Raw genomic sequence first — 21,980 nt, forward strand, 5'->3', positions numbered from 1 at the left:
CCGGCCTTAAATCTGTGGCAAGCGCGCAATCAGGCGACCCCAAAATGACTTTTTTGGTTTTTGAATGCCGGTGTCGGTGTTTACCACCGCTTGTTGCAACGCCTTTTCTTCTGCGGTCAGACCGTCAGTGTTGAACTGAAGGCGATACAGATCGGCATACAGCCCGCCACGATCCAAGAGTTCTTGATGGCGCCCGTGATCCACAACCTGTCCTTTGTCCATCACAACAATTTTGTCTGCTTCACGGACCGTGGACAGGCGATGCGCAATCACAAGCGTTGTGCGCCCCTTAGAGAGCTGGTCGAGCGCTTTCTGGACCACCGTCTCGGACTGAGCATCTAGGGCGCTGGTGGCTTCATCCAGCAGCAGAATGGGTGTGTTCCGTAACAGAGCGCGCGCAATCACGACGCGCTGACGTTGACCGCCTGACAAATTTGATCCGCGTGGCCCCACGGGCGTGTCTAACCCTTCGGGTAGTTTCTTGAGGAAATCCGTTACATGTGCCGCATCCAGCGCTTTTTGAAGGTCTTTTTCGGATACGTTTTCTTTGCCGAGTGTGATGTTTTCGCGCAGGGTTTCATCAAAGAGCAACGCATCCTGCGACACGACAGAAAACATGTCGCGGAGCGCTTCCAAGGACATGTCTGAGTTTTTGACGCCCCCGATTTCGATTTTCCCTGACTGAGGATCAACCAAACGGGTGAGCACATTAAAGATTGTAGATTTCCCAGCACCGGATGCGCCGACAATGGCGGTGGTTTTGCCGGATTCGGCCAGCATATTGGTTTTTTGTAGAACTTTGGCGTCGCCATACGACAGGGTTACATCCGTCAAGCGAACGTCGGGCACGCCTTTGGGCGCAGGCTTGGGCGATGCCGGAGATTTAAGTGTAGGTTCTGTTTCGATGATTTCTTTGATGCGCTCGATTCCAGAGGCCGCAACCTGCCAAAGGCCGCTCATGTTGCCCAAGCGGCGCAGAGGCTCGAATGAAATGGCAATTGCCGAAAAGAAGCTCATGAATTGGCCAACGGATTTTTCGCCATCAATGATTTCCCCACCGCCGTAAATCATGACTGCCAGAAATCCAAGGCCAGCCATCACATCAACCATGGCGGTGATGGCTGCCGAGCCAAGCACAACACGCGTTTCAGTGCCCACCAACTTGTTGGTGATATTGCGAAAACGCGAGGACTGATAGTCTTCCAACCGGTTCAGTTTCACAGGGATGATGCCATGGAACACTTCGTCAAGACGCGTGGACAGAGATGCACCATAATCGCGGGCTTCGCGCGCGCGCCGGCGTACAAAGCGCTGGGCGACCAAGGACGGTAAGATCAGAACAGGTGTGCCGATCAATGCAACAAGCGTCCAGCGCCAGTCGACGTTGATTGCAACGGCTAGCAACGCGACAAGTGAAACAGCGTCGCGTCCTGCGCCGGTGATAATGGCCGACCAGACGGCGTTGATGGACTGTACGTCGGTTTGCACGCGCTGGATCAGATATCCGGGGGGATGTGTCTGGTGAAAGGCGTTATCCTGGACCATCAGCCGGTCCAGCATCGTTGTGCGCACGTCAGCCGCTGTGTTCTGGGCGATGTGGGTCATGGTGACCTTTTGAACCAAACCGGATATCCCGCGCAGCGTAAAAATGCCCAACATCGTAAATCCAACGGTCCAAAGCGCTGCTTGCGAGCCAGCGGAAAAGACATCATCAAACATGGGCTGCATCATATAGCTGACAGCCCCAAGCATTGATCCTTCGATGGTCATGAAAAACATCGCGATGATCAATAGGCCCGAATACTTCTTAAGAAAGTTGGACCAAAGCCATTTGAGAAGGCCGCGTTGCTGATCTTTGCTGAGGTTGTTGCTCTCGCTCACGTCAAAGGCACCTTGTTTTCAAACCTGTTTTCAGGCTGTTGAGGTATTTGTGTGCGGGATGCAATAGGCTGCGCCGCGTTAGGTTCCCAGTCTGTGACACTATGCGGGTAGGCGCAAGTGTGTCCAGCGGGCGACATAACTTTGTCTGAGAACAGAAAAATACGACCAAAAGAGATGACGGCATATCAATAGATGCATTCAGACTACGCTAATTGTGGCGAGCCAAACGCGTGATCAGCGCGTTGAGCCCAACGGCACAGACCAACACCGCAAACCAGCCCCAGACGGCCCAGAGCACGCCAAAGATCCAAATTAAGTTTACCAATGCCATCACAAGGCAGGTGTTGGTGTAATTTTCTACGCTTTGCATCGGGCGGGCCATCACGGCTCCTTTCATGCCTCACATTAATGCGAAACATGTCGTGCGTCATCTTACAGTGTCGTGAGCCGACAGTCCCTAGTCGAGCGCCGCCAACACTTGTGGCAATGCATCAGCGAATTTGGTCATCTCTTCTGCGGGACCACAGCTTACCCGGATGCACCTGTTTTGCGGGGCTACAAATGGCATCCTGACAAAAATGCCGCGCGCCACAAGGCCGTCGAGAATGCTCTTGGCATAGGGCCCGTCACGGCCGCGATCAATGGCGACAAAATTGGTGGCGCTGGGCAACGCGGTCAGGCCATTGTCTTGGGCTATTTTTGCAATAGCGTCGCGTGACAGGGCGACCTTGTGACAGGTGTCAGCGAGCCAGGCCTGATCGCTCAAAGCAGCCAATGCCGCGCCTTGGGCGCTTCGGTTCATGCCAAAGTGGTTGCGAATTTTGTCAAAGCTGGTGATCAAATCGCGTGCGCCCATCGCGTATCCAACCCGTGCACCGGCCATGCCATACGCCTTGGAAAATGTACGCATCCGGATCACACGCGGATCTTCGATGTCATATTCCGCCTGCGTGCCTTCGGGGGCCAGTTCAACGTATGCTTCGTCCAGCACCAAAAGGCACCCGTCGGGAATCGCATCCAACGCGGCAACAATGTCCGCGCCGCGATGGTGACTGCCCATCGGATTGTCAGGGTTGGCAAGATACACCAATTTTGCATCCACCTCGGCCGCTTTGGCGAGCAGGGCGCCGATGTCTTCATGGTCTTGAGCATAGGGAACCTTGTGAAGCACACCACCAAAACCCGCGACGTGATAATTGAACGTCGGATACGCCCCGTCAGAGGTCACAACGGCATCGCCGTCTTCGACGATCAAGCGCGCCAGATACCCCAGTAATCCATCGATACCTTCGCCGACGACAATGTTCGCAGGGTCTACGTCGTGAAACGCGGCAAGCGCGTGCCGCAAGTCATGGCTTTCGGGGTCGCCGTACATCCATATATCGGGATCAGCCGAGGTTAAGGCCGCAATCGCCTTGGGCGAGGGGCCAAAGATGTTTTCATTTGCGCCAAGGCGGGCCTTGAACGGATGCCCCATGGCACGTTCCTGCGTTTCCGGACCAACAAATGGTACAGTCGAGGGCAAACTCTGGGCGAGGCGGGTATAGCGAGGACCTGTCATACGCGCGAAATTGGCCCAACCGCGCGGCAACGGCAAGGGGATTGTGCCCTAACGTTATGCTGGTGTTTGAAACACCTTCGGGTGAAAGTATCGGCAACAGAACAAATTGACAGGATGAATGAGATGGCACGTGTCTCCGTAAAAATAGAAAATCACATTGCGCAAGTGACCTTAACGCGTGCTGACAAAATGAATGCGCTCGATAGCGACATGATCGACGCTATCATCGAGGCTGGCGAATCTCTGATCGACAATGCGGATGTACGTGCAGTGGTGCTGTCGGGGGAGGGTGGCGCATTCTGTGCAGGCTTGGATGTGATGTCGTTCGCGGCGATGGCTGCACAGGACCCAGAAGAGATTGCGATGCCGCGCACGCATGGTAACGCTAATCGGTTTCAGCAGGTTGCCATGGTATGGCGCAAAATTCCTGTGCCAGTGATTGCGGCGTTGCACGGGGTGGTGTTTGGCGGCGGCTTCCAGATTTCGCTGGGTGCAGATATTCGTATTGCCGCGCCGGGCACAAAGATGTCGATTATGGAAATGAAGTGGGGATTGATCCCCGACATGGGCGGCATGGTTCTGTTACCCCATTTGACCAGAAGCGATGTCATCCGAAAATTGACATATACCGCAACCCCGATTTTGGCAGAGCAGGCCGAGACATGGGGTCTGGTCACCGAATTGGCCGACGATCCTCTGGCGGCTGCGATGGATTTGGCAGAACAGATTTCACACAAAAGCCCCTCGGCCATAAGAACAGCCAAACAGCTTATTTCTTATGCCGAAGAGAATATTGCCGATCCTGATGCCGTTCTGCTTGAAGAAAGCCGCGTGCAAGTGGCGTTGATCGGTAAGCCGCACCAAATGGAAGTGATTGCCGCCAATCTTCAAAAACGTCTGCCCGTGTTCAAGACAGCGACCTGATATTCGGGGCTTGCACTGAGATCAAAAAAGGGCGCTGCGAGGCGCCCTTTTTCGTGGTTTTGTTTTGATCGGATCAATCAATTTCCTCAAGGCGCGCCAGCGCAGTCTTAAGCTTGGCCTCTTCTTCTTCGCGTTGGGCAAGGTTTTCGCGGGTTTCTTCCACAACCTCGTCAGGGGCCGAAGCCACAAATTTGGGGTTGTTCAAGCGACCACGCAAACCACCAAGTTCTTTGGCAAGCTTTCCAAGAGATTTCTCAAGGCGGGCTTTTTCTTCATCAATGTCAATGATTTCTGCCAGTGGCAGACCAAAGCTGCCGCCTTCGACGGCGACGGTGATTGACCCTTTGGGGAAGGCATCAACCTTGGTCAGGCTATCGATACGCGCCATGCGCATGATCAATGCCTGATTTCTGTCCCACGCGGCGGTGCCTGCAGCGTCAATTTCACTGACCAACATCGGGATTTTCAAGCCCGCAGGAACGTGCATTTGCGCACGCGCGGACCGGACGTTGTCGATCACCGAAATCACCCAGTTCATTTCGCGATCAGCCTCGGGGTCGACAAAGTCAGACGCCTGATAGGTTGGCCAATCTGCATGCACGAGCATCTTTTGACGTTCGCCCAAAGTGCCCCAGAGCTCTTCGGTGATGAATGGCATGATCGGATGCAGCAAGATCAGGCATTGGTCGATCACCCAGTTCATGGTCGCCTTGGTTTCTGCGATCACGGCGTCGTCTTGCGAGTTGAACAGAGGCTTGGAAAACTCGACGTACCAGTCACAGACCTTGCCCCAAACAAACGCATAAAGCGCCTGTGCGGCGTCATTAAAGCGATACGCATCCAGCGCGGCGTCAACGTCTTCGCGCACTTTTGCGGTTTCACCGATGATCCATTGGTTGGCTGTCTGCGTGGCCTTGGATGTGTTTGAGGGCTGAATGGCGGTAACGTCGGCCTCGAAAACGCCGTTCATTTCGGCAAATCGGCAGGCATTCCAGAGCTTTGTGCCAAAGTTGCGATATCCGGCAATACGCTGCATGTCGAGTTTCAGAACACCGCCCAAAGACGCCATAGAGGCATTGGTAAAGCGCAACGCGTCCGCGCCGTATTCATCAATGATGTCCAGCGGATCAACGACGTTGCCTGTCGATTTGGACATCTTCTTGCCCTTGGCGTCGCGCACAAGACCATGCAGATACACCGTGTCGAACGGAATTTGATCCACGACAGCCAGCTGCATCATCATCATGCGGGCCACCCAGAAGAACAGAATGTCCTGGCCAGTCACCAATGTAGAGGTCGGGAAGTATTTCCCCAAGGCTTCGGTGTCTTCGGGCCAACCCAATGTCCCAATTGGCCAAAGACCGGATGAGAACCATGTGTCCAGCACGTCAGGGTCGCGCCACACAGGATAGACCAAGACGGTTGGGTCTTGGGTGACCTCATACTGGGCAAGCCCTGCGGCAAAGGTCTGGATGGCTTCTGCGCGGTTTTCGACTTCGACCACGGTGGCGTGGTTCAAAGGTGTCGGCAATCCGGCCTCGACGTCTGCAAATTGTGCTTTCACATCGTCAAAGGTGGCTGCGCAATGATGGGTTTCTTCGCCCAGCAACAACTGTTGATCGGCCAACAAACGGCCCATTTCCACAAGATCAAGCGCGCCATCACCTTCGTCGTCGTACACGCCGTCTGCCTTTAGGTTCAGGCCATACCAAACCGGAATTTGATGCCCCCACCAGAGCTGACGAGAAATGCACCAAGGTTCGATGTTTTCCAGCCAGTGGTAATAGGTCTTTTCACCGGACTCAGGCAGGATCTTTACGTCGCCATCGCGGACAGCATCCAGTGCTGGGCCAACAATGCGATCCGCGTCGACAAACCACTGGTCGGTCAGCAGCGGTTCAATGACCACTTTGGAGCGATCGCCAAAGGGCTGCATGATAGGTTTGTTTTCGACGTATGGGATGGTTTGGGCAATAGAACGTTCATCTTTGATGTTGCCGTCTTCGTCGCGCTCTGGATCCGCAGAGAAATGCGGGTTTGCAACCATGACCGCAAGGCCCTCGGCCGAAATGTCGGCGACCACACGTTTGCGCGCCTCAAAGCGGTCAAGGCCGCGGTACTCTTCGGGGACAAGGTTCATCGCGGCAATGGACGCCTCGGTGAACGTGGCCTCGCCATTGGCAATGCGCTGGGCTTCGGCGGCTTCTTCGGCATATGGTTTGCCGTCGGCGCGCATATTGGCCTTGGTGTCCATCAGATTGTACATCGGAATGCCGCCACGCTTGGCGACCTGATAGTCGTTGAAATCATGCGCACCGGTGATTTTCACCGCGCCAGAGCCAAAGTCTTTGTCGGGGTATTCATCTGTGATGATCGGGATCAGGCGGCGATGTTCTTTGGGACCAACCGGAATTTCACAGAGCTTGCCCACAATCGGGGCATAGCGTTCGTCCGACGGGTGAACGGCCACGGCGCCATCGCCCAACATGGTTTCAGGGCGTGTGGTTGCGATCGAGATGTAATCGCGGGTTTCACGCAGGGTTTCATTGCCGTCTTCGTCCTTCTCGACGTATTCATAGGTGGCACCGCCCGCGAGAGGGTATTTGAAGTGCCACATGTGGCCCGCAACCTCGATGTTCTCGACCTCGAGATCGGAAATCGCGGTTTCAAAATGAGGGTCCCAGTTCACAAGGCGCTTGCCGCGATAGATCATGCCTTTGTCGTACATTTCGACAAATACCTTGATCACGGCATCATGAAAGTTGGCCGAGTTTTCGTGGCCTACGCGCGTGTCACCATGGGCGCCCGCCATCGTAAAGGCGGTGCGATCCCAATCGCAGGACGCGCCGAGACGCTTGAGCTGGTTGACGATGGTGCCGCCGGAGTGTTCTTTCCAGTCCCACACTTTTTCCAGAAACTTTTCACGACCAAGTTCGGCGCGTGACGGTTGTTGGGTTTCGGCCAATTGACGCTCTACAACCATCTGTGTGGCGATTCCGGCATGGTCTGTGCCCGGCTGCCACAGGGTGTCGAACCCTTGCATACGTTTCCACCGGATCAAGATGTCCTGAAGCGTATTGTTGAACGCGTGCCCCATATGCAAAACGCCCGTGACATTGGGGGGCGGGATCATGATGCAATAGGTTTCGCTGCGTGACGCGTTCGCGCCGGCTGTGAAGCAACCTGCTTTTTCCCATGCCTCGTAGAGGCGGCTTTCGGCTTGGGTCGCGTCGAATGTTTTTTCCATCGCCATCGGTGTTGGTCCTGCATGCATTGGGGTTTCAGGATCAATTACCGAAAGCAGGGGCAAAGGGAAAGGGGCGTGACCAAATAGAGCGCCTGTGGCGCGCTGTTTTCATATGACCCCAAGGGCCTTATGCCCATTGCGCCGCAGCCGTCATGATGTTTTGGGGCCTGTCAGGTGCGCATGCGATCGAGCTTTGTGCTGAGGTGTATCAAGCTTTCAGAGCTTCTCACGCCTTTTGTTTCGCCAATCCGATCCAATGTTTCATCCAACTCGGTGGTGCTGTTGGCTGCGATTTGTACAATCAAATCGACACGCCCTGATGACGTGTGAACCGTTTCAACGGCCGGCAGCGTCTTGAGGCGCTGCAACACCGAAGGTCCCGTGCGTAATTCAATGGATACCAATGCGGTGGCGCGAATTCGAGGGCGGGCCACATCGCCAAGGCGCAAGGTATATCCGGAAATGGCCCCGCTGGTTTCCAGCCGGTCGATGCGGGCCTGAACCGTTGTCCGCGCAAGGCCGAGCTTGCGCGCTAGCAATGCCACGGGTGCGCGGGCGTTTTCGGCCAAAAGACCCAAGAGGGCGTGATCTGTTTCGTCTAATTGCACCAGGTGTCCGTCATATCGCCGAAAATTTGCATCAATATATCCGATATGACGCATGAAATCGACAGAAAAGTGGCACATCCTAAAGGGGAACAGGATTTGAGGTTTCCATATGCAGTATCAACCAGCTCTTTGGCCGTCCCCCCAATGGTATCTGAAAAAGTTTCAGCCAGATGCGCCCGTTTTGTATTTCGCACCCGATGTGTTGCAGGCGACCGCCAAGCGATTTCTCAAGGGATTTGACGGGTTTGTCACCTATGCGGTGAAAGCCAATGATGATGCGGCTGTTCTGGACAATCTGATTTCTGCGGGCATCCAAGGGTTCGATGTGGCGTCGCCTGCCGAAATTCTTAAGGTACGTGCGGCAAAGCAAGATGCGGTTTTGCATTATCATAACCCCGTGCGTTCGGTGGATGAAATTGCCATGGCCGTAGGGCATGGTATTTCGAGCTGGTCGGTGGATTGCAGTAGAGAATTGGAGAAATTGGCAGATGTCCCGCGTCGGGACACGGAAATTTCGGTCAGGTTGCGGTTGCCGGTATCCGGCGCAGCCTATGATTTTGGGGCCAAATTTGGCGCGGACCCAGATCAGGCTGTGTTGCTGTTGCGTCAAGCGCGTGACATGGGCTTTGCAACGTCGATGACCTTTCATCCAGGCACCCAATGTGCAGATCCGCAGGCATGGGCTGTGTATATTGTCGAAGCCGCGGATGTGGCGCGGCGGGCTGGCGTCACATTGGAGCGGTTGAATGTCGGTGGCGGGTTCGCTGCGCATCGTTCTGGGCAAGCGCCTGACCTAGAAGCGATTTTTGATCGAATTTCCGCCGAAACCGCGCGTGCATTCGGGGATGCGGCACCAAAACTGGTATGTGAGCCAGGGCGCGCGATGGTGGCCGAGGCGTTTACTTTGGGCCTTAGGGTCAAGGCAGTGCGTGGTGATGGATCAATCTTTCTGAACGATGGGGCCTATGGTGCGCTGACTGAATTGCGCGATATTGGTTTGCCCGATCGTGTGAGCGTGGTGCGCGTCGATGGCAGAGCCGCATCAGGTGCCATGACATCGCGTGTGGTGTTTGGGCCAACCTGTGACAGCCTTGATCGGTTGCCAGACCCGATGCCCTTGCCGACCGATATCGCCGAAGGTGACTATTTGTTGATCCGCGCGATGGGGGCGTACACGGCGTCGATTTCCACGCAATTCAATGGCTATGGCGCGCAAGACGTCGTCACAGTTGCCGCCCCATGGGAGCAGGTCACAGGCATATGATGCTCATGACCTAGTGAGCATACGCAGCTTGATCTGCCCCTGATATATCGGCCGCCAAGCGGCGCCCAAGTGATGAAAGCCCCCATGCCCGCTTGCGCATGGGGGCTTTACCAACCGTTCACGGCAAAGTTTGTAGACTTGGGGGTGATTGAGGCGAAGTGTCATCCTATGTGATCATCATGTCGCCTTTCGGCTCATAATAGATATCTGTCATGGTGTATCGTGTGCGGGTGGAACGGGCCATTTATGGAATGACATCAAGTTCGGGATTGTGAATGGGACTCTCAAAGGTTGGCAAAACGATTTGGGGCTGGCTTGGCAAGCCTTTCCAATCCAGTCACACACAGACGCGTGGCCGCGGCCCCCAAACACATGTGATCATTCTTGATGGAACATTATCGACGCTAGAGCCGGGGTATGAAACCAACGCGGGGCGCACGTATCGGCTGTTGCAGGAAATGAACGGGCAATTGACGTTGTATTACGAGGCAGGTGTCCAATGGCCTGATTGGCGTTCAACGATTGATGTGCTGATGGGGCGAGGGCTGAACCAGCAAATTCGGCGGGCATACGGGTTTTTGGCGTCACGGTATCGGCCGGGGGATAAAATTTTCCTCATGGGATACTCGCGGGGGGCATTTGCTGTGCGGTCACTTGCGGGAATAATCGACCAAGTTGGGCTGTTAGAGGCGGCTCATGCTACGGAACGTAACGTGCGCCAAGCATATCGTCTGTATGAATGCAGCCCGAACGGGGATGCCGCGGATGCCTTTTCCGAGGCGTATTGCCACCGCCGCGTCGAAATTGAAATGGTGGGGGTTTGGGACACGGTTAAGGCGCTGGGCTTGCGGTTGCCCTTTTTCTGGCGGCTTACCGAAGATCGGCATGCGTTTCACAATCACCACCTTGGTGAAACGATCAAACACGGTTTTCATGCGTTGGCCCTTGATGAGACACGTGAAGTGTTTGAACCCGTGCTCTGGACATGCCCAAACGGCTGGGATGGAAAGGCCGAGCAGGTTTGGTTTCGTGGATCTCATGGGGACATAGGTGGTCAGCTTGGCACCTTTGAAGACGCACGCCCGTTGGCCAACATTCCTTTGGTCTGGATGCTGGAAAACGCCGAAGATTGCGGCGTCCCGCTTCCGGATGGCTGGCGCGCCCGCTTTCCCACGAATCCCGATGCGCCATCCGTTGGCACATGGCAAAGCTGGGGCAAGATGTTCTGGTTTCGCAAGCCAAGACATGTTGGCGCCGATCGGTCTGAAAGCATCCACCACAGCGCGCAGCCCTACGTTCAGAATGGACAAATCAAAGCAATGCGTATCGCCGACTAAAGACTAAGACCCGTTTTACGCCCTTCATAGATCGCCGCAGCGGCATTGCGTGGGGCCAATGCGTCTCCGATGATCTGCACGCTAAAGCGCTCTTGGTGCAGGTCATTCGCCATCGCGTCAACAGACCTGCGGCCTGTCGCCAGCACCAGAGACTCTGCATCAAGAAAGGTGGTTTCGGCAGTGAGCAACGATTGAATGCTGGCGGTCGACCCCGACCAGTTTGTAATGGCCGTCTCGGTGATAAATCTGACGCCTAGCTGCGCCAGACGGGTCCGCACCGGAACATCCGACGCTGACCTGTGTAACCCCTGCGCCACAAAAGGGGCAGGGGTTACAAGTGTCACCTGATGCCCGTCTTCGGCCAGTTTCCACGCCGTTCCGATGCCCCGCCAATGTCCAGCTTCGTCCAGCACGATGACGTTTGACCCCAATCGCGCGGCACGGCCCATTACGTCCTCGACCGACCATACATGTCCGGCGTTTATGCCGGGTAAATGCGAAATATGCGGCAAAGCTTTTTGGAATCCGGTTTCATCGGGCAAAGCGCCTGTGGCTAGGATCACCTGATCCACGGTGATATCTGCGAGGTCCTGCGCATCAAGATACGTGTTGCGCTTGACCTTCACCCCCAGTTTCTCAAGCTGATTCTCATACCACCCAATCAAATCCAAAATCTGGGCGCGCCTTGGTTGCGCACCTGCCAGCCTGAATTGCCCGCCCAAGTCCGGCCCGGCTTCTGCCAGTGTGACGCGATGACCGCGCTCTGCCGCAACGCGCGCGGCTTCGAGGCCTGCCGGGCCACCTCCGATCACCAAAACAGATTGCGGGTTCGATGCCTGTGAAAAACGGTCACCGCCCCAAATATCTTCGTGCCCCACCGATGGGTTGATCAGGCATGAAATCCAGTAATCACGCCCGCGCCGTCCCCAACATTGTTCGTTACACGAGAGGCATCCGCGAATGTCGTCGACGCGATTTTGCTGCGCCTTGGCCACAAGGTGGGGATCGGCGATTTGCCCGCGTACGATCGACACGAGATCAGCATCGGCCGCCCCCAAAACGGTATTAGCGTTCTCGGGGGTGCGGATGTGGCTTTCTGCGGTGACCACAGCATGGGTGACCACAGATTTCAGACGGGACGCCAGATCGACCCCCAACTTTTCGGGGTATTGAAACGACGGCATGAGTTTGTGAAAATCAAAGTAACTGCCAGTTCCGCAGGTCACATAGTCCATCAATTTCTGGGCGTCGTGATATGCCACAATTTCCGTTGTGGCTTCGCGGGACAATGCGGCTTGGACGTCGGGCTCGTCGTTCACCGACAACCCGATGATAAAATCATCTCCGCAAGCCAAGCGAATGCGCCCCAAAATTTCGCGTGACAAACGAGTTCTGTTTTCAAGGCTGCCGCCCCAGTCATCGGTGCGTTGATTTGAAAACGGGGTCCAGAATTGGTCAAGTAGACAGTGATAGGCCGCCCATATTTCCACACCGTCGAACCCGGCTTGCTGGCACCGTTTGGCGGCTTGCACAAAGCTGTCGATGGTGGTCTCTATTTCTTCGGGTGTCATGGCGTGGCTGCCATCACAATCATGATAGCTCGGGCCGCCAGAGGGTGACCAGTTGGCGTGCCAGCTATTGTCCCAATCGCCGTGTGCTCCCACGTGATACAGTTGTTGGATCATAACGGCGCCTTCGTCCTGACAGGCACGCACGACAGGTCGAAAGTGCTCGATCACCGCATCGGAAGAATGGCGAAAGTTGCCACGTGTCAGCACCGCAGAGGGATGCACGGGCATCGGTTCGACGACAATCATCGCCGCCCCGCCAAGTGCCCGTTCGCGGTAGTACGCCAAGTGCTTTTCGGTGGGGAAACCGTCCTTGGCCATATTCGTGGTATGCGCACCAAACACAATACGGTTGCGTAGGGTTTTATGCCTGAGCGTCAGAGGTTGAAAAATGTGGCGATAGCTCATTCTGGTGTCTCCTGGGATCGGGAGGAAAGTAGATCAAGCCCTTGAGCGAGGGCATCATATGTTCCGTGTTGTGCCATGTGGTCTCGCAACCGGGCATTAAATCCGCCTGGTGTATCCAGATCAGCAATCAAAGATGCCACAACATCCGGCGTGTCCAAAGGGTCGGCAAGCAAACTGCCCCCGATCAATAGCCGCAGGAATTTTTCTGCTTTCTGGTGATCGTTGGTCTGGTCTCCGGTTTGGGTGCCAAGCCACGCGGCGCCTTGCGCCAGCATCTTAAGGACGGGCGACAACAGGGCTTGGGCGGACAGATAGCTGTTCATCTCTGCCATCGTAGACATTGCCAAAACGCTGTTGGTGGCCCCAAAGAGCTGCTGCACCACATCCGAGGCGGGATAGCACAAAATCGGTGACTGTCCCTGTGCAATGAATGGAAAGGGGATCATCAACGCCTCGGCGGTTGCAGGCGCGACCAAAGCGGCAATTTCTGGCAATGTGGGGCCAGCCATAAGAGAGATCACAACGTGATCCTGCCGAAATTCCAGATCCGGCAGGACCCGCCGGGCAACCACATCCGTTGTGCCCAAGAACACCACGTCGACCGCATCAAGCACGTCTTGATTTGCGGCGACCGTGACCGAGGCATAGGCCGCGGCAAGTGCCTGTGCATTCTCGGCATTCCTGTCAGACACAACGATCTGGTGGTCATCGTTTGCGATGCCGCGGATCACTGCCGATGCAATGGTGCCTGTGCCGATCACACCGATCCGCATCAGATATCCTTGACCAATCTAAGCGCGTCATAAATGGCGGCATGCGTATTGCGTGCGCTGACCGCATCCCCGATCCGAAAGAGTTGGAACGTGCCATCTGGATTGCGCGACAGGGTTTGTGGGCGGCCCTCTATCAAGGCATCATGATCCACCGCGCCGCCATTTGTGCTTTGATCCTTAAGATCAAAATACACGTCGTCCAGCGGCAGCGTCCCATAGTTCACAACCACTTGGTCATATGTTTTTTCGGATGTGAAATCGCTATAGTCCGTGCCAATCGTCGCACAGAGTTGGTTGCCATCTTTGGCGACGCCCAGCAAGCGGCGCGTCACGGTAAACGTCACATCTTTTTCCTGTAGTGATCGCATATACGGCACAAGGTTCATGGCCATAATGTCGGGCGCAAACATCCTGTCGGGAGTCATAATCTCGACTTTGGCGCCCGCATTTGCGGCGACTTCTGCAGCCTGTAATCCGGGGTGGTCGCCGCTTTCGTCATAGATCAACACATTGCTGCCCGGCTTGACGTCGCCAGAAATAAGATCCCAGCTGGTGACGACAAGGTCTTGCTCGACGCCGCTTTCGAACAACTCTGTATTGGGGAGACCGCCGGTCGCGATGATGACGACATCCGGTTTCAAGGCCGTGATGTCTTGTGCTTCTGCCCATGTGTTAAATCGAAACTCGACGTCTCTGGCGGCGCATTGCGACATCCGCCAGTCGATAATGCTGATCATTTCGCGGCGTCGGTCTGATTGTGCGGTAAGCCGGACTTGGCCACCGGGGTCTGCCGCCGCTTCAAAGACGATGACATCGTGGCCACGTTCCGCAGCGACACGCGCAGCCTCAAGCCCTGCTGGGCCTGCTCCGACAATGACGACCTTTTTCTTGGCGCCAGCCACAGGAATGGTGTGTGGCATCGTCAATTCACGCCCGGTTGCGGCGTTGTGCATACACAGGGCATCGCCGGCTTGATAAATCCGGTCCAGACAATAGGTGGCGCCAACACATGGGCGGATATCGTCCTCGCGACCTTCGATAATCTTTTGGACAATATGCGGGTCGGCCATGTGCGCGCGTGTCATGCCGACCATATCCAGCAACCCCGAGGCCACTGCATGGCGTGCTGTCGCGACATCCGGGATTTTCGCGGCGTGGAACGTTGGCAAACCGGTGGCCTTTTTCACCTCGCCGGCGAAATCCAGATGCGGTGCATTTTTCATACCCTGAACAGGGATCACATCGGTCATGGCGGGGTCTGTGTGGATACGCCCACGGATCACGTTTAGGAAATCCACCTGTCCAGTGTCGGCAAGCCGTCTGGATATCTCAAGGCCCTCTTGGGCGGAAATGCCGCCCGATTGTGCCTCGTCTGCGGTGTACCGCAGTCCGACAATAAAGTCCTGACCGACCCGATTGCGGACCGCGTCCAGCACGTCCATCGGGAATTTCATCCGGCTTTCCAACGTTTGACCGCCATACGGCCCGTCAAGGTCATTGGTCAGAGGGGACCAGAACTGATCCAGCAAGTGCCCATAGACCTGAAGCTCGATGCCGTCCATGCCGCCAGCTTTCATACGTTCAGCCGCATCCGCAAAATCGGTGATGATGCGCTCGATGTCCCAGTCCTCCGCCAGCTTGGGAAATGCGCGGTGGGCGGGTTCGCGATGCTTGGACGATGACACCGACGGCAGCCAGTTTCCTTTGTTCCACGTGGTGCGCCGCCCCAAATGGGTCAATTGGATCATCACCGCAGACCCATGTTCGTGACAGGCGTCGGTCAGCGTCTTGATCCACGGAACCACCTCGTCCTTATAGGCCAGCACATTGTTGAACACCGGAGGGGAATCTTTACTGACCGCGGCAGATCCTGCTGTCATCGTCAGCGCGACGCCCGCTTTGGCACGTTCTGCATGATAGGCGACATAGCGTTCTTTTGGCATGCCGTCTTCGGGATAGGCCGGTTCGTGGCTGGTGGTCATGATCCGGTTGCGCAGGGTCAGATGCTTGAGGTGATACGGCTGTAATAGGGGGTCTGTGCTCATGTTCTGTTCTCTCAATACCATGCGTCTTGCATTGATGCTTTTTTGCGGTCGATAAAGTCGCGCAGAGCGTCATCTGTGCCTGCGTCCATGGCGGGGGCCTCGTATTGCGCCAGTGTATCTTTCCAGCGTGTGTTGGCACGGGTTGCCATGTCAACGCCGCCTTGCTCGTCCCATGTTTCAAACGGCTGATCGTCGTTCAACGCGCTATCGTAATATGCAGTTTTGTAATGGCGCAAGGTATGCGCCGTGCCGAACAGATGTTCGCCTGGTCCTTTTTCGGCAAGGGCATCGATGCCCAGCGTTTCATCAGACACCTCTAGCCCTTTCAAATAGGCATGCAGCGCCCCACATAAATCACTGTCGAGCATGAATTTTTCATATGACATCGACAGGAGACCGTCCAAAAATCCGGCGGAGTGGAGAACAAAGTTGGCGCCGCATTGCACAGCCGACATCATCGACATCATGGCCTGCTGCATGGCCTGCGCATCCGGCAATTTGGATGTGCTAAAGTTTCCCGCACACCGCAAAGGAAGCTGCAATCGGCGCGCAAGCTGCCCCATCACCAGAGACCCAAGCGCTGGTTCTGACGTGCCAAATGTGGGCGAGCCAGAGCGCAGCGACATGGAGCTTAGGAAACTGCCCAATACGGTGGGCGCACCGGGGCGTACCAGTTGTGTCAGGGCACAAGATACCATGGATTCGGCCAGACATTGGGCGACAGCCCCCGCCATGGTAAGCGGCGCGACGGCACCTCCCAACAGAAATGGCAAGTGAATAGAGGCCTGACCTGCCGCCGCATAGGCACGAATGCCCTGCGTGGTGACGCCGTCCATGACCAACGGGGATGTGGTGTTAAAGTTCCCCATGATGACACAGTTGTCATTCACGAAATCCGAACCGAAAAGAATGCGGCACATCTCAATGGAATCTTCGGCGCGTTCTGGGGCAGTGATGGATCCCAAAAACGCACGATCTGAATACCGCATGTGGGCATACACCATATCAAGATGGCGCTTGTTCACGGCAATGTCGGTGGGCTCGCAGATTGTGCCACCCGAGTGGTGCAGCCAGGGCGAGCTTTGCCCGAGTTTCACAAAGTTTTCAAAGTCTTGGATCGTGCCATATCGGCGGCCTTTGTCCAGATCCATGACAAACGGCGATCCATACGCAGGCGCAAACACCATCGCATCGCCGCCAATATCCACGCTGTTGGCGGGGTTGCGGGCGTGCTGGGTAAATCGGGCCGGTGCAGTTTGAAGCAAGCTGCGGATAAGTCCGGGTTCGAACTTGAGGTTCCACGCCTCTGCCGAAATCTCTGTCACGGTAGCTCCCGCGGCCTTGAACAGCCGCACGGCCTCGGGGTCTTCGCGAAACTCGATCCCGATCTCGGCAAGAATGCGGTCCGCAGCGTCTTCGATTTTTTGCAGGCTCTCATCACTGAGCAGGTCATACGTCGGAACCCCGCGTGTGATGAACGGGACTTCCAAATGCGGGTTTTGACCGGGAGCACCGCTTCGCGGTTCAGCGCCTTTTGCGCGACGGGACCGGCGGGATGTGCGGGCTGGGGCTGTAATTTGGTCTGTCATATCAGGCTCCGAGCAGAAGATTTGCCAAGTTTGACACTCATGTTGTATTAATCGACATATGTGTCAAGATACTTGTGATACCCACCCCGGTGCAGTAAAGACCCCATCATGGATGTAGAGAATTCTCCCAAACACACCGTTGCAGAAGCCGCGTGGCTGGATGCGGCATATAAGTTGTTGACGACACAGGGTGTTGAGGCCGTCAAAGTGATGCCTTTGGCGCGGATGTTGGGGGTTTCACGCACCAGCTTTTACTGGCATTTCAAAAGCCGAGAAGCACTGCTTGAGGAAATGATCCGCCGCTGGGAAGAGCAGAATACCGGAAATCTGGTGGCTCGGACCGAGGCTTATGCCGAATCAATTTGCGAAGCGATGTTCAACCTTTTTGACTGTTGGTTGGACAGTGGCCTGTTTGATGCGCGCCTTGATCTCGCCGTGCGCAATTGGGCACGCAATGACGACGCGTTGCAGCTTCGGCTTGACGAGGCAGACAAATGTCGCAGTGGTGCCATCGCTGACATGTTCAAACGGTTTGGCTACTCGGATGTCCAGGCTGAGGTGCGCAGCATGAGCATCATCTATACGCAAATCGGTTATATTTCGATGCAAGTCACAGAAGATTGGCACGAGCGCATTGGACGTATGCCCGACTATATCAAAGTCTTTACCGGGAAATATCCGTCAGACTCTGAAATCCGACGGTTTTGGGCACGCCACGATGCGGATGCGCCCAATGTGGGTCCAGCCGAGACCGCTGAATCTGCTGGTCCAATCGCCTAGTCACACCGCACCATCGTCGTGAAAATCAATCAGGCGTCGTGCCAATCGACAATTTCGGAAAGTGGGGCGCGTTCCGTGCGGAACTGATTGGCCGGATGTACGTCGTCGCGATACCCGAATGAAATTGCGGCCAAGACCAGCCGATCCTCGGGAATCTGAAAATGCGCTTTGACGGTATCGGCATAGAACGCGATGGCGGCCTGTGGGATGGTTGCCACACCTTGCGCCTGCGCACTTAGGCAAAAGGCGGTGATATAACCGCCACAATCCAAGGCACCATATGGCCCGAGCTCGGCTGCGGTGGTGATGAGTGCGACGTGCGGCGCACCGAAAAATGCATAATTTTCACGCATTTGCGTCACGCGACCCTGTTTGTCGCCACGTCCGATACCGACGGCTTGGTACAGTTGTAATCCACAGGTTTGACGCCGCTGTTTGCGCGGCCCCGAATACCCATCAGGAAAGGCAAAGTCCGGATTTGGAGCGCTGGTATCAAACGCATTCAGCATCGCGCTGCGGAACGCATCAGTGCCTGCGCCGGATGTAACCGTGACCTGCCAAGGTTGGGCGTTGCACCACGACGGCACGCGTCCTGCATCCGTTAAAATGGTTTCGATGGTGGTGCGGTCCACTGCGTCGGGCAGGAACCCGCGGCAAGAATGACGATCGGTCAGCAAATCTTGAAGAGCACTATGGGGGGTCATGAATTATTCTTATTGTGATTGGGAAATGAAGTATCCGATGATGCCAGCGGCCACCGCGCCGAACAAGACCGCAAAGGTGATTTTCCAGATAGACCAAGGTCTTTCGCCTTGTACGCGCCCGGTTTGGCCGTTCACTACAAAACGATAGGTCTTGCCGCGATATTTGTACGCCGCAAGCCAGACAGGCAGCAGGATGTGCTTGAATGTGATCTCGTTAACTTGAGTGGCTATTTTGTGAATTTGCTGGCGATCCCCGCCAATATCAAACCGGACGTCACGCTCGATAATGCGGTCCATATGGGCGCGGGCCTCGTCATAGCCATCTTCCAACGGAATGGTATAGGCTTCGGCGCGAAATCCGGCCAGATACTCGGGGCTATAGGGTTGGAGGTCGCCAAGATTCCATGGCTGAAGCGCATCGGTATATGATTTTGGCAGCGCCCGAGAGGCCAGAATCAACACGTCATCGAAAAATCGTGCGACCCGTCCAGCGGCCGGTGACCAGCGAATTTTTTGAACTTGGCGCTGTTGCGGTTTCCCATCCACCATCACCGTTTGGCTGACGTAATACACGGTGCCGCGTTGACCACTGTATTGGGATTTGGTTTGGGCATCATACGTCCAAAACGGTACGTAAATCCCATGCATCTTGCGCCCCTTGCGCGCATAATCCCGAAGGCCATTCGGCGCGAACCAAAGCCGCCCAAGCCAGTCGTTCATTGCATCGTGTGCTTGGCGTTCAACAAGGGCAAACGGCAAAACCGCCCGTGGTTTGATGTGGCGGTGTGTGCCAGTGTCAGCCACTACAGGTGTCGCGCAAAACGGGCATTCAGCGGCATGTGTTGCAGGGTCAAATTCGACTTGTGCCGCACAGTTTGGGCAGGTTGAGACGCGTGTTTCTTCGATCTCGCCTGAGGGAAGTTGATTTTCAAGCGCGCTTTGAAAATCAAGCTCTTTGATCACGGGTTGGTGGGTTTCTTGCATTGCGGATGTGTGGCCACAATGATCACACACCAAAGTTCCTGCCGTGGGATCAAATCGATAGTCTGCACCACACTGGGCGCACGGAAACCGATGAAGCTCCTTTGGGGCAGGTGGCGGCGTGGGGCTCTGTGACATCGACATGGGCCTTGCGATAGAGGGTCTTGTAAAAGCCTCCGGAGGTCGGCCTATCCTGATCGCAGATAAACCGGAAACCCCAAAGGCTTAAGAGTTAGGCTCCGGGTGGCGGTGGAGGAAGAATGGTGAACAGTTGTGCAAGTTCTTGCACGTCTTCGGCTCGTTTCCATCCGTCCTGACCTGCGGTCCAAACATACGTGTCGCGCGTGATCTCGCCGCCTGTCGCCATGCGGCCAAGCGCAGCTTTGGAAAACGGGCCGCTGGTGACCCCATCTTGGGCGGTATGCCACACATGTTCCACGGGCGGGGGAGGTGGCGGGGCAGGGTGCGTGGCCGCAGGTGCCACAGATTGAGCAGGGCGCGCGCCCCACGGACCTTGGGCCATCTGCTGGGCCATGGCCATCCCCATTCCCATGCCAAGCCCTGCGCCCATACCCCCGCCACCATTTGGGTTTTGGGCTGCGGCAGTCATGGCCTCGGCGGCTGAATATTGGGTGAAACGCCCCAAATCGCCTGCGATGCCCATGGACGTGCGCTTGTCCATGGCCTCTTCGACGGCGGGTGGCAGCGAGATGTTTTCGATATATAGCTCTGGCATCGTCAGGCCGTATTCGGCCAAAGTCCCTGAGATTTCTGCCGCAACCAACTTGCCCAAGTCGCCAGTGTTGGCGGCCATATCAAGCACCGGGATGCCCGAAGACGCCACAACGCGCGAAAATTCTTGCACAATGATGTTGCGGATCTGGAACGAAATTTCGTCCATGGTGAACTCACCATCTGTGCCGACGATTTCGGTGAGGAACCGCGCAGGGTCTGTGACACGGATCGAATAGGTGCCAAACGCCCGCAGTCGCACGGGACCAAATTCCGGATCACGACAGATGATTGGGTTTTTCGTACCCCATTTAAGATCGTTAAACCGCGTCGTGTTGACGAAGTATATTTCGGATTTGAAGGGGGATTTGAACCCGTGATCCCAATGGTTCAGCGTTGTCAGAACCGGCATGTTGTTGGTCTCGAGCATATAAAGCCCGGGGGTAAACACATCTGCCAATTGACCTTCGTGGATAAAGACCGCGGATTGACCTTCGCGTACCGTCAGTTTGGCGCCGTATTTGATTTCGTGGCCTTCACGCTCGAAACGCCAGACCATAGTGTCCCTTGTGTCATCAACCCAATGGATAACATCAATGAATTCACCAGTCAGAAAATCGAAGATACCCATGAAACAGGTCTCCTTTCGGGGTCAGTATAAACGTCCAGCCTTTTCACGGGCCATTATTTGAAAAATTGGCCGCGCCTGTTCCAGCGGCATACCAATCGACAGGCGAGGATCATACAGCATCGCCAACAGCGCCTCGTCGTGTGTGGTCAAAAGCGCAAATTCGTCGTCATCGTTAAATATGGATGGGCGCGCATCGGGGCTATCGTTGGCAAGGCCTAACCCCTGCGCAATTTCTTCGTGATAGCAGGATTTACGCAGTAAATCAGGATGTTCGGCACGTATCAGGGCGATGGCGCTTGTGACTTTGTTTTCGTTTTTATCATCCGAGAAGGCCACAACAAGGCAATGAATGCTGCGTGGCACATTGCGGAAAAGATTGAGCGTTGATGTGCTGGCACCTGGAATGATCTGTTTGACCTGTGCAGACAGCGCCGCCTGATCATCCAACCCCATGACCAATACATGGAAATTGGCACGCGATTGGCTGGCTGTGATTGGATGGCCGGTGACAGACGCCAAGCGCCCGAGATATCCGTTGACCAAAGCACGGTCTGCAGTTTGCACCGTGTCGGGGACCGAGGGGCCAAAACGCATGCTCACACGAATAGGCGCCGTCCAGCGGCGTAACTGGCCCGCGCGCCCACTTGAGCGCCGCAAGCCGCCACCGCGCGCATATTCGTCGTAAAAGGCAATACGTTCAAAGTTTTTGGCAAGCATGTCCGCCGTATACGGCGTGTCAGGCCCGCCACCATCCGTGCGCAGCAACCCGCGCGCCAACAAATCGGCTTGGACGTGCGCATAATGGCGTCTCAGGTTTTCACTATCTTGTGACGGTGCGGTTGGCGCCGGACGCACGGTCGCCTGCGGAGTCTTGCCCGGAGACAAGCCATCGCAGGCAGCCAAAGCCGCCAGCGCGCAAGTCAGGGCAAGAGTTCTGAACGGCATCA

17 protein-coding genes are annotated in these 21,980 nt (G+C 55.7%); 4 read left to right on the forward strand and 13 right to left on the reverse strand.

What is annotated here, in order from left to right:
* Positions 1 to 6 precede the first annotated feature (6 nt).
* From FAP39_RS10515 to FAP39_RS10520, 3 genes are all read right to left on the reverse strand, one after another.
* Positions 7 to 1,881: an ABC transporter ATP-binding protein gene (locus FAP39_RS10515; protein ID WP_246059076.1), complete on the reverse strand. Its 1,875-nt coding sequence runs from the start codon at positions 1,879 to 1,881 to the stop codon at positions 7 to 9.
* A 208-nt stretch (positions 1,882 to 2,089) separates the two neighbouring features.
* Positions 2,090 to 2,263 carry a hypothetical protein gene (locus FAP39_RS17535; protein WP_171006831.1) on the reverse strand — a complete coding sequence of 58 codons (174 nt, stop codon included), beginning with the start codon at positions 2,261 to 2,263 and terminating at the stop codon, positions 2,090 to 2,092.
* Positions 2,264 to 2,338: 75 nt separating this feature from the next.
* Positions 2,339 to 3,442, reverse strand: coding sequence for a pyridoxal phosphate-dependent aminotransferase (locus FAP39_RS10520; protein ID WP_138016424.1), 1,104 nt, complete (start codon positions 3,440 to 3,442; stop codon positions 2,339 to 2,341).
* A gap of 123 nt (positions 3,443 to 3,565) precedes the next feature.
* Here FAP39_RS10520 and FAP39_RS10525 point away from each other — a divergent pair, with 123 nt between their 5' ends.
* On the forward strand, positions 3,566 to 4,366 hold the full coding sequence (locus FAP39_RS10525; protein ID WP_138016360.1) for a crotonase/enoyl-CoA hydratase family protein: 801 nt from the start codon (positions 3,566 to 3,568) through the stop codon (positions 4,364 to 4,366).
* A 73-nt stretch (positions 4,367 to 4,439) separates the two neighbouring features.
* Here FAP39_RS10525 and FAP39_RS10530 read toward each other — a convergent pair whose 3' ends face one another.
* The gene (locus FAP39_RS10530; protein WP_138016361.1) at positions 4,440 to 7,619 is read right to left on the reverse strand and encodes a valine--tRNA ligase; all 3,180 of its coding nucleotides are present in this window, start codon (positions 7,617 to 7,619) and stop codon (positions 4,440 to 4,442) included.
* A 164-nt stretch (positions 7,620 to 7,783) separates the two neighbouring features.
* Positions 7,784 to 8,221 carry an Lrp/AsnC family transcriptional regulator gene (locus FAP39_RS10535; RefSeq protein WP_138016362.1) on the reverse strand — a complete coding sequence of 146 codons (438 nt, stop codon included), beginning with the start codon at positions 8,219 to 8,221 and terminating at the stop codon, positions 7,784 to 7,786.
* 109 nt (positions 8,222 to 8,330) lie between these two features.
* On the opposite strand from FAP39_RS10535, the gene FAP39_RS10540 reads away from it, so the two are divergent.
* Positions 8,331 to 9,485 (forward strand): type III PLP-dependent enzyme, encoded by a 1,155-nt coding sequence (locus tag FAP39_RS10540; RefSeq protein ID WP_138016363.1) that lies wholly within the window; start codon positions 8,331 to 8,333, stop codon positions 9,483 to 9,485.
* A 275-nt stretch (positions 9,486 to 9,760) separates the two neighbouring features.
* The gene (locus FAP39_RS10545) at positions 9,761 to 10,822 is read left to right on the forward strand and encodes a DUF2235 domain-containing protein (protein WP_138016364.1); all 1,062 of its coding nucleotides are present in this window, start codon (positions 9,761 to 9,763) and stop codon (positions 10,820 to 10,822) included.
* Here the strand turns inward: FAP39_RS10545 and FAP39_RS10550 are convergent.
* From FAP39_RS10550 to FAP39_RS10565, 4 genes are read right to left on the reverse strand one after another with little or no spacing between them, the layout of a single operon-like run.
* Positions 10,819 to 12,798: an oxidoreductase gene (locus FAP39_RS10550; protein WP_138016365.1), complete on the reverse strand. Its 1,980-nt coding sequence runs from the start codon at positions 12,796 to 12,798 to the stop codon at positions 10,819 to 10,821. The two genes, FAP39_RS10545 and FAP39_RS10550, sit on opposite strands and share 4 nt — an antisense overlap.
* Positions 12,795 to 13,571, reverse strand: a complete 777-nt coding sequence (locus FAP39_RS10555) for an NAD(P)-binding domain-containing protein (protein WP_138016366.1) — start codon at positions 13,569 to 13,571, stop codon at positions 12,795 to 12,797. The genes FAP39_RS10550 and FAP39_RS10555 overlap by 4 nt, the downstream gene beginning before the upstream one ends.
* Entirely contained in the window at positions 13,571 to 15,616 is a 2,046-nt protein-coding gene (locus FAP39_RS10560) for an NADH:flavin oxidoreductase (protein WP_138016367.1), read from the reverse strand. The genes FAP39_RS10555 and FAP39_RS10560 overlap by 1 nt, the downstream gene beginning before the upstream one ends.
* A gap of 11 nt (positions 15,617 to 15,627) precedes the next feature.
* Positions 15,628 to 17,205 carry a trimethylamine methyltransferase family protein gene (locus tag FAP39_RS10565; RefSeq protein ID WP_138016368.1) on the reverse strand — a complete coding sequence of 526 codons (1,578 nt, stop codon included), beginning with the start codon at positions 17,203 to 17,205 and terminating at the stop codon, positions 15,628 to 15,630.
* Positions 17,206 to 17,313: 108 nt separating this feature from the next.
* Between FAP39_RS10565 and FAP39_RS10570 the strand changes: the two genes are divergently transcribed.
* A complete protein-coding gene (locus FAP39_RS10570; protein ID WP_138016369.1) occupies positions 17,314 to 17,985 on the forward strand; it encodes a TetR/AcrR family transcriptional regulator in 672 nt (223 codons plus the stop codon).
* A 29-nt stretch (positions 17,986 to 18,014) separates the two neighbouring features.
* Here the strand turns inward: FAP39_RS10570 and FAP39_RS10575 are convergent, their stop codons facing one another.
* The 4 genes from FAP39_RS10575 to FAP39_RS10590 all read right to left on the reverse strand — a co-directional run bounded on the left by FAP39_RS10575 (position 18,015) and on the right by FAP39_RS10590 (position 21,978).
* Positions 18,015 to 18,689 carry a nitroreductase gene (locus FAP39_RS10575; protein ID WP_138016370.1) on the reverse strand — a complete coding sequence of 225 codons (675 nt, stop codon included), beginning with the start codon at positions 18,687 to 18,689 and terminating at the stop codon, positions 18,015 to 18,017.
* Positions 18,690 to 18,698: 9 nt separating this feature from the next.
* Complete coding sequence (locus tag FAP39_RS10580) at positions 18,699 to 19,808, reverse strand: TFIIB-type zinc ribbon-containing protein (protein WP_138016371.1); 1,110 nt, start codon at positions 19,806 to 19,808, stop codon at positions 18,699 to 18,701.
* A gap of 94 nt (positions 19,809 to 19,902) precedes the next feature.
* Complete coding sequence (locus FAP39_RS10585) at positions 19,903 to 21,033, reverse strand: SPFH domain-containing protein (RefSeq protein WP_138016372.1); 1,131 nt, start codon at positions 21,031 to 21,033, stop codon at positions 19,903 to 19,905.
* A 21-nt stretch (positions 21,034 to 21,054) separates the two neighbouring features.
* Positions 21,055 to 21,978 (reverse strand): DUF2927 domain-containing protein, encoded by a 924-nt coding sequence (locus FAP39_RS10590; RefSeq protein WP_138016373.1) that lies wholly within the window; start codon positions 21,976 to 21,978, stop codon positions 21,055 to 21,057.
* Between the last annotated feature and the right edge of the window lie 2 nt (positions 21,979 to 21,980).

The sequence above is a fragment of the Shimia litoralis genome (assembly GCF_005518135.1).
GTDB lineage: Bacteria > Pseudomonadota > Alphaproteobacteria > Rhodobacterales > Rhodobacteraceae > Shimia_E > Shimia_E litoralis.

What these genes read in the sequence shown, in the direction of transcription:
- FAP39_RS17535 (WP_171006831.1), bottom strand. Translation starts at nt 2,263, where the DNA reads ATGGCCCGCCCGATGCAAAGCGTAGAAAATTACACCAACACCTGCCTT.
- FAP39_RS10520 (WP_138016424.1), bottom strand. Translation starts at nt 3,442, where the DNA reads ATGACAGGTCCTCGCTATACCCGCCTCGCCCAGAGTTTGCCCTCGACT.
- FAP39_RS10525 (WP_138016360.1), top strand. Translation starts at nt 3,566, where the DNA reads ATGGCACGTGTCTCCGTAAAAATAGAAAATCACATTGCGCAAGTGACC.
- FAP39_RS10530 (WP_138016361.1), bottom strand. Translation starts at nt 7,619, where the DNA reads ATGGCGATGGAAAAAACATTCGACGCGACCCAAGCCGAAAGCCGCCTC.
- FAP39_RS10540 (WP_138016363.1), top strand. Translation starts at nt 8,331, where the DNA reads ATGCAGTATCAACCAGCTCTTTGGCCGTCCCCCCAATGGTATCTGAAA.
- FAP39_RS10545 (WP_138016364.1), top strand. Translation starts at nt 9,761, where the DNA reads ATGGGACTCTCAAAGGTTGGCAAAACGATTTGGGGCTGGCTTGGCAAG.
- FAP39_RS10550 (WP_138016365.1), bottom strand. Translation starts at nt 12,798, where the DNA reads ATGAGCTATCGCCACATTTTTCAACCTCTGACGCTCAGGCATAAAACC.
- FAP39_RS10555 (WP_138016366.1), bottom strand. Translation starts at nt 13,571, where the DNA reads ATGCGGATCGGTGTGATCGGCACAGGCACCATTGCATCGGCAGTGATC.
- FAP39_RS10560 (WP_138016367.1), bottom strand. Translation starts at nt 15,616, where the DNA reads ATGAGCACAGACCCCCTATTACAGCCGTATCACCTCAAGCATCTGACC.
- FAP39_RS10565 (WP_138016368.1), bottom strand. Translation starts at nt 17,205, where the DNA reads ATGACAGACCAAATTACAGCCCCAGCCCGCACATCCCGCCGGTCCCGT.
- FAP39_RS10570 (WP_138016369.1), top strand. Translation starts at nt 17,314, where the DNA reads ATGGATGTAGAGAATTCTCCCAAACACACCGTTGCAGAAGCCGCGTGG.
- FAP39_RS10575 (WP_138016370.1), bottom strand. Translation starts at nt 18,689, where the DNA reads ATGACCCCCCATAGTGCTCTTCAAGATTTGCTGACCGATCGTCATTCT.
- FAP39_RS10580 (WP_138016371.1), bottom strand. Translation starts at nt 19,808, where the DNA reads ATGTCACAGAGCCCCACGCCGCCACCTGCCCCAAAGGAGCTTCATCGG.
- FAP39_RS10585 (WP_138016372.1), bottom strand. Translation starts at nt 21,033, where the DNA reads ATGGGTATCTTCGATTTTCTGACTGGTGAATTCATTGATGTTATCCAT.
- FAP39_RS10590 (WP_138016373.1), bottom strand. Translation starts at nt 21,978, where the DNA reads ATGCCGTTCAGAACTCTTGCCCTGACTTGCGCGCTGGCGGCTTTGGCT.